The organism is Micromonospora sp. 4G55, assembly GCF_016803375.1.
Genome location: NZ_JAEVHN010000187.1, coordinates 1 through 10,576, shown reverse-complemented (window position 1 = coordinate 10,576; position 10,576 = coordinate 1). Strand labels below are relative to the sequence as shown.

9 protein-coding genes and 2 pseudogenes are annotated in these 10,576 nt (G+C 74.3%); 9 read left to right on the top strand and 2 right to left on the bottom strand.

Annotated features, from left to right (window positions below; all coding sequences use genetic code 11):
• The 8 genes and pseudogenes from JNW89_RS16965 to JNW89_RS16930 form a co-directional block, all read left to right on the top strand.
• A partial coding sequence (locus tag JNW89_RS16965; RefSeq protein ID WP_238449665.1) for a class I adenylate-forming enzyme family protein occupies nucleotides 1–1,085 on the top strand: 1,085 nt, incomplete at its 5' end.
• On the top strand, nucleotides 1,082–2,335 hold the full coding sequence (locus tag JNW89_RS16960) for a beta-ketoacyl synthase (protein ID WP_238449664.1): 1,254 nt from the start codon (nucleotides 1,082–1,084) through the stop codon (nucleotides 2,333–2,335). The genes JNW89_RS16965 and JNW89_RS16960, both read left to right, overlap by 4 nt.
• A gap of 59 nt (nucleotides 2,336–2,394) precedes the next feature.
• Nucleotides 2,395–3,504: a 4-hydroxyphenylpyruvate dioxygenase gene (hppD, locus tag JNW89_RS16955; RefSeq protein ID WP_238449663.1), complete on the top strand. Its 1,110-nt coding sequence runs from the start codon at nucleotides 2,395–2,397 to the stop codon at nucleotides 3,502–3,504.
• Nucleotides 3,501–4,430, top strand: coding sequence for a phytanoyl-CoA dioxygenase family protein (locus JNW89_RS16950; protein ID WP_238449662.1), 930 nt, complete (start codon nucleotides 3,501–3,503; stop codon nucleotides 4,428–4,430). The genes hppD and JNW89_RS16950 overlap by 4 nt, the downstream gene beginning before the upstream one ends.
• Before the next feature lies 1 nt (nucleotide 4,431).
• Nucleotides 4,432–5,229 (top strand): DUF3050 domain-containing protein, encoded by a 798-nt coding sequence (locus JNW89_RS16945; RefSeq protein WP_238449661.1) that lies wholly within the window; start codon nucleotides 4,432–4,434, stop codon nucleotides 5,227–5,229.
• A pseudogene (locus tag JNW89_RS16940) lies at nucleotides 5,226–6,196 on the top strand (thiamine pyrophosphate-dependent dehydrogenase E1 component subunit alpha). Before JNW89_RS16945 ends, JNW89_RS16940 begins: the two are co-directional and overlap by 4 nt.
• A complete protein-coding gene (locus JNW89_RS16935) occupies nucleotides 6,196–7,170 on the top strand; it encodes an alpha-ketoacid dehydrogenase subunit beta (RefSeq protein ID WP_238449660.1) in 975 nt (324 codons plus the stop codon). The pseudogene JNW89_RS16940 and the gene JNW89_RS16935 overlap by 1 nt, the downstream one beginning before the upstream one ends.
• A complete protein-coding gene (locus tag JNW89_RS16930) occupies nucleotides 7,167–8,525 on the top strand; it encodes a hypothetical protein (protein WP_238449659.1) in 1,359 nt (452 codons plus the stop codon). The genes JNW89_RS16935 and JNW89_RS16930 overlap by 4 nt, the downstream gene beginning before the upstream one ends.
• Nucleotides 8,526–8,600: 75 nt before the next feature.
• On the opposite strand, the gene JNW89_RS16925 is transcribed toward JNW89_RS16930, so the two are convergent.
• Nucleotides 8,601–9,296 carry an SGNH/GDSL hydrolase family protein gene (locus JNW89_RS16925; protein WP_238449658.1) on the bottom strand — a complete coding sequence of 232 codons (696 nt, stop codon included), beginning with the start codon at nucleotides 9,294–9,296 and terminating at the stop codon, nucleotides 8,601–8,603.
• 142 nt (nucleotides 9,297–9,438) lie between these two features.
• Nucleotides 9,439–10,026, bottom strand: a complete 588-nt coding sequence (locus JNW89_RS16920; protein WP_238449657.1) for a hypothetical protein — start codon at nucleotides 10,024–10,026, stop codon at nucleotides 9,439–9,441.
• A 95-nt stretch (nucleotides 10,027–10,121) separates the two neighbouring features.
• Between JNW89_RS16920 and JNW89_RS16915 the strand changes: the two are divergent.
• A pseudogene (locus tag JNW89_RS16915) lies at nucleotides 10,122–10,576 on the top strand (hypothetical protein); the annotation flags it as partial.

The window sequence follows — 10,576 nt, the reverse complement described above, 5'->3', positions numbered from 1 at the left end:
CCGGCACCACCGGGGTGCCGAAGGCGGTGCTGCACTCGCACGCCAGCCTCTTCGCCGCCACCCGGCACCTGCTGTCCATGCCGCAGGCGCAGGGCACCAGCCGGATCCTCAACGCGCTGCCCGCCCCGCACACCGCCACCGTGCTGATGGTCAACCAGGCGCTGGGCAACCGGGCGGAGATGCTGCTCCTGTCCGAGCAGGGCGGCGAGCGGGTGCTCGACGCGATCCAGCGCTGGCGCCCGGACGGGGTGTTCGGCTTCTCCGTCACCTGGGCGGAGCTGGCCCGCTTCGACCTGTCCGGGTACGACCTGGACTCGGTGCGGCTGTGGTTCAACACCGGCGACTGCTCGCACGAGCCGCACGTGCGGCGCCTCGTCGCGGTCGGCTCCCGGGACACCGTCACCCGCGAGGGCGTGGTGCGGGTGCCCGGCTCGGTCTTCATCGACGGGCTCGGCTCCAGCGAGATGGGCCACTCGATGTTCCACATCACCCACACCGCCGACACCGACCGGTACGGCCGCTGCGTCGGCCGTCCCTACCGGTTCACCCGGGTGGCGGTGCTCGATCTCGACGGCGACGAACTGCCGCCCGGCGAGGTGGGCTGGCTGGGCATCGACTCGCCCTCGCTGTTCCGCGGCTACTGGAACGACTCGGTGACCACCCACCGGTCCCGGCTGCGCGGCTGGTACCTGACCGGCGATCTCGTGTACGCCGACGCCGAGGGCCGCTACTACCACCTGGACCGGGCCGTCGACTCGGTCGAGCTGGGCGACGGGCGGCGCTTCTTCACCGCGCTGTCGGAGGAGCGCATCCTGGCCGCCTGCCCCGACGTCACCGACTGCACCGTGGTGATCGTCAAGCAGGACGAGGCCACCGTCGTCACCGACGTGCTGCTGGAACTGGCCGCCGGCGCCGATCCGGGGACGGACCGCACCGGGGCCGTCCGCGCCGCGCTCGGGGCGGACGTCGGCGCGACCCTGCGCCGGGTGGTGCCGGTCGCCTCCGCCGACATCCCGGTCACCGTCACCGGCAAGGTACGCAAGGTGGCGCTGCGCGAGCGCTACCTGACCGAGTCGCCGGCATGAGCGCCGTCATCACCGGGATGGGGCTGTTCAGCCCCGTCGGGCGGGGCGTGGCGGCCACCTTCGACGCGCTGACCACCGGGAAGTCGGGGCTGGCCCGGCCGCCCGAGGGGCACCCCGCCCGGGAGTCGCTGGAGGTCGCCGGGCTGTTGCCGCCGATCGACCCGCGCACGGTCGCCTCCGGCCCGGAGACCAAGGTGCTCGACCGGATCGTGGTGCTGGCGCTGCTCACCGCCGCCGACGCGCTCGCCGACGCCGGGATCGAGGTCGGCCGGGACGTCGACCCGGCGCGGATCGGCGTGATCGTCGGCGGGGTCGGCGGGATGTCCACGCTGGAGACGCAGGTGGTGGCGCGGGCCGCCCGGGGGCGGGCGGCGGTCAGCCCGTACCTGCTGACCGGGATCCTGCCGAACATGCCGTCGGCGCGGATCGCCATCGCGCACGGCATCCGCGGTTACAGCTCCGCGGTGGGCACGGCGTGCGCCTCCGGCGCGCAGTCGGTCGCCGACGCGGTCCGGCTGATCCGGGCCGGGGAGGCCGACGTGGTGCTCTGCGGGGCCAGCGAGGCGCCACTCTTCCCGACCTTCGCCGACACCTTCGGCAACGCGAGGGCGCTGGCCCGCGGCTGGGCGGATCCGACCCAGGCCAGCCGGCCGTTCGACACCCGGCGCAACGGGTTCGTCCTCGCCGAGGGGGCGGCGCTGCTGGTGCTGGAACGCGCCGAGCACGCCGCGGCGCGCGGCGCCACCGCCTACGCCGAGGTGACCGGGTACGGCGCGACCACCGACGCGTACCACCCGACCGCGCCCCGGCCCGACGGGGCAGGCGCGGCCGAGTGCATGCGGCGGGCGCTCGCCGGCGGGGGAGTGTCGGCGGGCGACGTCGGCTACGTCAACGCGCACGGCACCGGCACCAAGCTCGGCGACATCGCCGAGACCAGGGCGCTGGCGACGGTCTTCGGCGTCGGCGGGGTGCCGGTCAGCTCCACCAAGGCGCTCACCGGGCACCTGCTCGGCGCGTCCGGGGTGGTGGAGGCGGCCGCCTGCGCGCTGGCCCTCGGCGCGGGGCTGCTGCCGCCGACGTACCACCTCGACGACCCGGACCCGGACTGCCCGGCGGACCACATCCGGGTCGAGCCCCGGGCGACCGGGACGGAGTTCGCGCTGACCAACTCGTTCGGCTTCGGCGGCCAGAACGTCAGCCTGCTGCTGCGGCGCACCGCCGGGGCGCGGGCCGCCGGGCCGCACAGGTGACAACCCGGGCGGTACGCGCCCGGACCGCACTCACGGGGGGACATGGGGAAGGGCTGGAGATGGACATCCGTGGAATAGACCACATCGAACTGTACGTGGGGGACGCGCGGCAGGCCGCCTTCTACTTCGGCACCGCGATCGGCTTCCAACTGCGGGGCCAGGGGGGACCGGAGACCGGGCTGGCCGGGCAGCGCTCGCTGCTGCTCAGCCAGGGCGACATCCGGATGCTGCTCACCTCCGGGCTGACCGCCGGGCACCCCGCCTCGACCTACGTGCAGCGGCACGGCGACGGGATCGCGGTGGTGGCGCTGGAGGTCGGCGACGCCGCCGGGGCGTACGCGGAGCTGGTGGCCCGGGGTGCGACCGGGGTGAGCGCGCCGCGGACCTGGACCGGCGCGGACGCCGAGGTGGTGACCGCCGAGGTCGGCGGCTTCGGCGACGTGCTGCACCGGCTGGTGGAGCGGCGCGGCGACCGGACGGAGTTCCTGCCCGGGGCGGTGGAGACGACGCCGCCGGTCACCGACGACGACAAGCTGCTCTCCGAGATCGACCACCTGGCGGTCTGCGTGCCGCCGGGGCAGCTCGACGAGACCGTCGCGCACTACGAGCGGGTCTTCGGCTTCGCGCAGATCTTCGAGGAGCACATCGAGGTCGCCGGCCAGGCGATGAACTCCACGGTGGTGCAGAGCCCGTCCGGGCGGGTCACCCTGGTGCTGCTGGAGCCGGACGCGGGCCACCGCCCCGGCCAGATCGACGCGTTCCTCACCGAGCACCACGGCGCCGGGGTGCAGCACCTCGGGCTGCGCACCGACGACATCGTCACCGCCGTCGGGGCGCTGGCCGAGCGGGGGGTGCGCTTCGCCGGCACCCCCGGGGCCTACTACGACGACCTGGAGCGGCGGGTCGGCCCGGTCGACGCGCCGCTGGACCGGCTGCGCGACCTGAGCATCCTGGTCGACTCCGACCACGGCGGGCAGCTGTTGCAGATCTTCACCGAGTCGATGCACGTGCGCCGCACCCTCTTCCTCGAACTGATCGAGCGACGCGGGGCGCGCACCTTCGGCAGCGGCAACATCAAGGCGCTCTACGAGGCCAAGGAACGGGAGCTGGCCGCGGCGGGGGCAACCCCCGCCGTCGCGGTCGGCACGGCACGAGGGGTTGGGGCATGACCACCACGGAGTTCCATCCGACGCTGACCGCCGAGGAGGAGGCGTTGCTCCCGTCCGACGAGGACGTGCGCTTCTACGCCGAACACGGCTGGTACCTGTCGAAGAAGCTGCTCACCGACGAGGAGGTGGACGCGCTCACCGCCGCCGCCGACCGCTACTACGGCGGCGAGCGCGACCGCCGCCTGCCGGTGCGCCCGCCGAAGCTCGCCTACTGGGAGCCGGCGAAGGGCCCGGTGCAGCGGCACAACGACTACGTCCACCACGAGCACGACGGGCTCGCGGCGATCCTGCGCAAGCCGCTGATCGGGGCGGTCGCCGCCCGGCTGGCGCAGGCCGACGAGATCCGGATCTTCCAGTCCACGTTGATCTACAAGCCGCCGATCTCCGGCGAGCCGTCCAACATCGTGCCCTGGCACTTCGACAAGCACTACTGGGCGTCCTCGTCGTCGGAGAAGATGCTCACCGCCTTCATCCCGTTCCACGACTGCGGGGAGGAGATGGGCACCATCACCATGGTCGACGGCTCACACCGGTGGCAGGAGATCGGCGCCGACGACACCGTCGTACGGCACTTCGCCGACCGGGACCGCAGCCAGCTCGAGGAGATGCTGGCCGAGAACGCCGCGTACAACGGCGCGGAGATCCGCAAGATCCCGATGGTGATCCCCAAGGGGCACCTGAGTTTCCACCACTGCCGCACCTACCACGGCAGCGGCGCCAACGTCAGCGGCCGTCCGCGCCAGGCGATCTCGCTGCACCTGCAGGACGGCGACAACGCGTGGCGGGAGTATCCGCTCTCCGACGGCACGCTCGCCGCGTACAACCACGACGTGCTGGTCCGCCGCACCCACGAGGGGCGGCCCGACTACACGGACCCCGAATACTGCCCGGTCATCTGGCGCGACCGCGCCCAGCAGGGAGGCTGACATGTCACGGTACGACTGGGGGAGGACGCATCCGGGCATCGAACGGCTGGAGCAGGCGGTGACCGACCGCCGCGACGTGGTGGTCCGGCACCCGCTCTACGCCAACCTGGACACCCACGAGGCGCTGGTCACCTTCATGGAGCACCACGTCTTCGCGGTCTGGGACTTCATGTCCCTGCTGAAGTCGTTGCAGCGGCAGCTCACCTGCGTCACGGTGCCGTGGATCCCGACCGGGCCGACCGGCAGCCGCCGCCTGATCAACGACATCGTGCTGGTGGAGGAGAGCGACGAGCTCGGCGAGGGCTTCATCAGCCACTTCGAGCTCTACGTGCGGGGCATGCGGGAGGCCGGCGCGGACACCACCGCCGTGGACGCGCTGGTCGAGCTGCTGCGGGCCGGCCGCCCGGTGGCCGCCGCGCTGGCCGAGGCGGGTGTCCCGGCGCCGTCGGCGCGGTTCGCCGCCACCACCTGGAAGATCATCGAGTCGACCCCGGTGCACTGCCAGGCCGCCGCCTTCGCCTTCGGCCGCGAGGACCTGATCCCCGACATGTTCCTTCAGGTCGTCGCCGTCAACGAGCGCAGCAACCGGCTGCACACCTTCGTCGACTACCTGGAGCGGCACATCGAGGTCGACGGGGAGCAGCACACCCCGATGGCGATGCAGATGCTCGCCGACCTGTGCGGCGACGACGACGCCAAGTGGCAGGAGTGCGCCGACACGGTCAACCTGGCGCTCACCGCCCGGGCCGCGCTGTGGGACGACATCCTCGTCGCCGTCAAGGAGGGGCGCGACCGGTGACCGACGCCGACCCGGTCCGGCTCTACCGCACGGTACGGCTGATCCGCCGCTTCGAGGAGCGGGCCGTCGAGCTGGTCCACTCCGGGGCGATCGTCGGCGGCATCCACCCGTACCTCGGTCAGGAGGGGATCGCCGCCGGGGTGTGCGCCGCGCTGCGCGACTCCGATCTGGTCACCGGCACCCATCGCGGGCACGGGCACGTGCTGGCGAAGGGTGCGACCCGGCCCGGATGATGGCCGAGCTGCTGGGCCGGGAGACCGGGCTGAACCGGGGCCGGGGCGGCTCGATGCACGCCGCCGACTTCTCCCTCGGGGTGCTCGGCGCCAACGCCATCGTCGGCGCCTCCGGGGCGATCCTCACCGGCGCGGTCTGGGCCCGCCGGCGGCGCGGCGACGACGTGGTGGGGGCGACCTTCTTCGGTGACGGCGCGGTCAACGAGGGGATGCTGCTGGAGGCGTTCAACCTGGCCGCGCTCTGGCGGGTGCCGGTGCTCTTCGTCTGCGAGAACAACGGCTACGCCACCACCATGCCGGTCGCCGGCGCGGTGGCCGGCACCATCGTCGGCCGGGCCGAGGCGTTCGGCATGCCGGCCGCCGTCGTCGACGGCCAGGACCCGGAGACTGTACGCGACGCCGCGGCCGCCGCCGTCGCGCGGATGCGCGCCGGCGGCGGCCCGGAGCTGGTCGAGGCCCGCACCTACCGCTTCGACGCCCACCACACCTTCGAACACACGGTACGCCTCGACTACCGCCCGCCGGAGGAGGTGGCCGAGGGCCGCTCCCGGGACCCGGTGCACATCCAGGGCGCGCGGCTCGCCCCGGCGGACCGGGCGGCCGTCGACGCGGAGGTCGAGTCGACGCTCGACGCGGCCGTCGCGTTCGCCCTGGCCAGCCCCGAGCCCGACCCGGCCGGCGCGCTGGACCACCTGTACGCCAGTGGGCTGACCGCCCGGACGGGAGGTGGCTGATGCCACGGCTGTCCTACCGCAAGGCGCTGACCCGGGCGCTCGCCGACGAACTGGCCCGCGACGAGGCGGTGTTCCTGCTCGGCGAGGACATCCGGGTGGCCGCGTCGAACGTCACCGCCGGCCTGCTCAAGCGGTTCGGGCCGGAGCGGGTCCTGGACACGCCCCTGTCCGAGCAGGCGTTCACCAGCTTCGCCACCGGCGCGGCGCTGGCCGGGCTGCGCCCGGTGGTGGAGTTCCAGATCCCGTCGCTGCTGTTCCTGGTCTTCGAGCAGATCGTCAACCACGCGCACAAGTTCCCGCTGATGACCGGCGGGCAGTGCGCCGCCCCGGTCACCTACCTGGTGCCCGGCTCCGGCTCCCGGACGGGCTGGGCGGGGCAGCACTCCGACCACCCGTACTCGCTCTTCGCCCACGTCGGGATCGTCACCGCGGTGCCGGCCACCCCGACCGACGCGTACGGGCTGCTGGTCTCGGCGATCCGGCACGACGACCCGGTGGTGGTCTTCGCCCCGGCCGGCGCGCTGGACGTCCGCGAGGACGTCGACTTCGCCACCCTCGCCCCGGTGCCGTTGGGCCGGGGCGTGGTGCGCCGGGCCGGCGACGACGTGACCGTGGTCGCCGTCGGGCACCTGGTGCACGACGCGCTCGCGGTCGCCGGGGAGCTGGCCGACCAGGTCTCGGTCGAGGTCTTCGACCCGCGCACGCTCTACCCGTTCGACCTCGACGGGCTGGTCGACTCGGTGACCCGGACCGGGCGGCTGGTGGTGCTCGACGACTCCAACCGGTCCTGCGGCATCGCCGGGGAGATCATCGCCAGTGTCGTGGAACGGGTGCCGCTGGCCGCCCCGCCCCGGCGGGTCACCCGCCCGGACGGCGCGGTGCTGCCCTTCGCGCCCGCGCTGGACCGGGCCGTACAGCCCGGCCGGGCGGCCCTCACCGCCGCCATCCACCACGTGACCAAGGACGGATCATGATCGATGTGAACTACCCGTGGCCGGCGGCCGGCCGGGCGTGGACCGACCTGCCGGAGGCGGCCCGCCGGGCGATGGTCGCCGCCGGGGCGCAGGAGTGGGAGCGGATCTTCCACGGCCGGGCGACGTACAACAAGCAGTGGCGGCTGGCCCGGCCGACGGTGCTGACGGCCGACTCCTTCCGCGAGCTGAACGAGGTCTGCGACCGGATCGCCCAGCTCATCCTGGACGCCTGCCGGCGTCGTGCCCGTACGGCGGGGGAGCTGCGGCGGCTGCTCGGCGTGCCGGCGGGGGAGACCCGGCTGCTCGACGAGGACGAGCCGCTGACCGAGGCGCTGCTGGCCGCGTACCGGCCGGACGTGCTGCTCTCCGGCGGGGAGCCGCGGATCGTCGAGTACAACATCGACAGCAGCCTCGGCGGCGGCTTCGACGCCGACACGGTGATCCAGCGGTTCGCCCAGCTCTACCGGGAGCGCGGCCTGCTCGACGGCGTGCCGGCGCGGCCGGCACCGTCCCTGCTGGACCAGCGGTTCGTGGCGATCCGCGACGAGCTGGGCCTTGCCGACGGGGCCCGGGTGGCGCTGCTGATGGACTTCGACGCCGAGTACCCGGGGCTGGACGACCCGGAGACGTTCATCCGGATCCTCTCGCCCCTGGCGGACCAGGCCCGGCGCTTCGGCATCGACCTGGTCATCGCCCCGGTCGCCACCGCCACCCTGGACGCCGACCGGCGGCTGGTGGTGGGCGGCGCGCCGGTGGACGCGCTGTTCCGGCTCTTCGTGCCCAACCGGGTCACGCCGAGCGCGGGGCTGGAGGCGGTGGCGGGGGCGCTTGCCGCCGGCACCCTGCCGATGTTCGTCAGCGCCGCCGCCTGGCTGCTCGGCAACAAGGTCAACTTCGCCTGGCTCTACGAGGACCTGGACCAGCTCCCCGCCGACGACCAGGCCCTGATCCGCCGGTACGTGCCGCACACGGTGGTGCTGACCGAGGCCGAGCTGGACCGGGCGCTGGCCGAGCAGGCGGAGCTGGTGGCCAAGCCGGCCGACGGCTCGGCGGGCCACGACGTGCTGATCGGCCCGGAGCTGAGCGCGGCGGCCTGGGCCGACGGGGTGCGGGCGGCCGTGGCGCGGGGCGGCAACATCCTGCAGCGGTACATGCCGGCCGACCGGGTGGCGATGGACTTCGTGCAGATCGAGACCGGGGAGGTGGTCACCGCCGAGGTGCCGTACAGCATCGCCCCGTACCTGTTCGGCCGCACCGGCTCCGGCGCGCTGGCCCGGGTCGGCTACCCCGGCTGCGAGGGGGTGCTCAACCTCGCCCGGGGCGTCCTGATGACCGGCATCCTGCTCACCGACTGAGCCGGCCGAGGATCGCCTGTCGTCTCCGGCGGGACCGGTCGGGGCCGGCGTCGGGAGACGACAGACGATCCCGGGTCACGGCCGGGATGCGCCTCGGGCGGCGAGGTGGGCGCCGAGCCGGCGTACCGTCTCCGCCGCCGCGATGGCGTCGCTGCGGGCGCTGCCGTGCCGGCCGTCGCTGCTGTACAGCGACGCGTCCGCGCCGGCCGGGTGGTCGGTGAGATGCACGTGCACCGTGCCCAGCCGCGCGGCGAGCCGCCCCGTGTGCGCGGAGAGCAGGCGCATCCGCTGGCCGAGTCCGGGCCGGACCTGCTCCGGGACGGCCGGGCTGTGCGAGACGTCGAACATGCCGACGGTGACCACGTCCGCCCCGGCCTCCCGCAGCGCACCGATCATCGCGGCCAGCTCGACGTCGACCGCGTCCGGGTCGAAGGCCGGCCGGAACGCGTCGTTGCCGCCGCAGACCAGCAGCGCCAGGTCGGGATCGAAGGCCAGGGCCGCGTCCAGCTGCGCCGCGCGCACCTCGTGCGCCCGCAGCCCCCGCCGGCCCAGGTTGAGGTACGCCAGCCCGGGGCGGGCCGCGCGCAGCTCGGCGGCGATCCGGTCCGCCCACTGCACCGGCGGGTACCCGTCGACCGGCTCGCACATCCCCTCGGCGACGCTGTCGCCCAGCACCACGAACCGGCGCCACGGATGCCCGGCGAGCAGCGCGGCGCTCTCTCCCTCGCGCAGGCAGTACGGATCGGTCGCTTCGGTCAGCGTCGATGGCATGGCCGGCAGGCTAGCCGACCCGGGCGGCGGGCGTCGACACCCGTCCTTCAGCCGGTCAAGGAGGCCCTGAGCAAGTACGGCGTCGCCGTCTTCTGACCCCGGCCCAGGTGGCCTCCCCGGAGCGCGATACCGGGGAGCCACCTCACGTTGCGGACCGGCGTCGTCTGCGGCGTCGGCTGCGGGCCCGGTTGCCCAGCTGCGGCGGCCCGGTCGGGCCGTGCCGCTGCCGTTCCAGGCGCCGGCGGGCCCGCTTCGACAGGTTCTCATCCGGGTCGCCGGGACGGAACACCCCCCAGACGACCCACCCGGCCATACTCAGGAACGCGAGTCCGCCGCCGCCGGCGGTGAGCGGCACCAGGCTCGGGATCCAGGCCTCGTCGGAGCGCCGATCGACGACCCGTGCCGAGACTGGCGCCGTGGGACGTTCCTCCAGGTACGGCTCGATCGTCACCTCGGCGATGCGGAACGCCCCGCCGTCGGCCACGAACTCCCCGGCGCAGGTCCACCCCTCGTTCTTCCCCTCGAACGGGACACACCGGGTGACCCGCACCTGGCCTGGCGACCCGGTGTACTCGGCGAGGGTGGCGGCCACCCCCTGCGCGAGCAGCAGCAGGCCGAGCACCCCGAGGAACGCGGCGAAGCCGCCGACCATGAGGATCAACTGCCAGCCGACCCCGCCGCTGGACCAGCGCCCAGGTGGTGCCGGTGGTTCCGCCCCGTCACGTCCCATGCCAGGGATGGTAGGAGCGTCGGTCCACGCATTCCCGTGGCGTACCGGCCGGGTGGCCGCGCCCGGCGCTAACCTCGCCGTGGAGGTGAGGCCGGGTGGTGCAGGTGGCGGTCTGCGGCCCGGCGTCGGCGACGCCGGCCGAGCTGGCCCACGCCCGCCGGGTGGGGGAGTTGCTCGCGGGGCGCGGCGCGACCGTCCTCTGCGGAGGTGGCGGCGGGGTAATGGCCGCGGTCGCCGCCGGCGCCGGGCCCACCACGGCCTGGTCATCGCGGTACGCCCCGACGACGGCACCGCCCCCGGCCCGGTCGCCGACGCCTCGGCGACGCTGCTGACCAACCTGGGGCAGGCCCGCAACGCCGTCCTGGTGTGGAGCGCCGACGCGGTGATCGCGGTGGGCGGCTCCTGGGGCACCCTCAGCGAGGTGGCGCTGGCGATGCGCCGGGGCGGGGTGCCGGTGGTGGTGCTCGGCGGCTGGCGGGTGCTGGACGCCACCGGAGTGGCCGGTGTCCGGCCCGCGCCACGTCGAGACGCCGGAGGAGGCGGTCGGTGT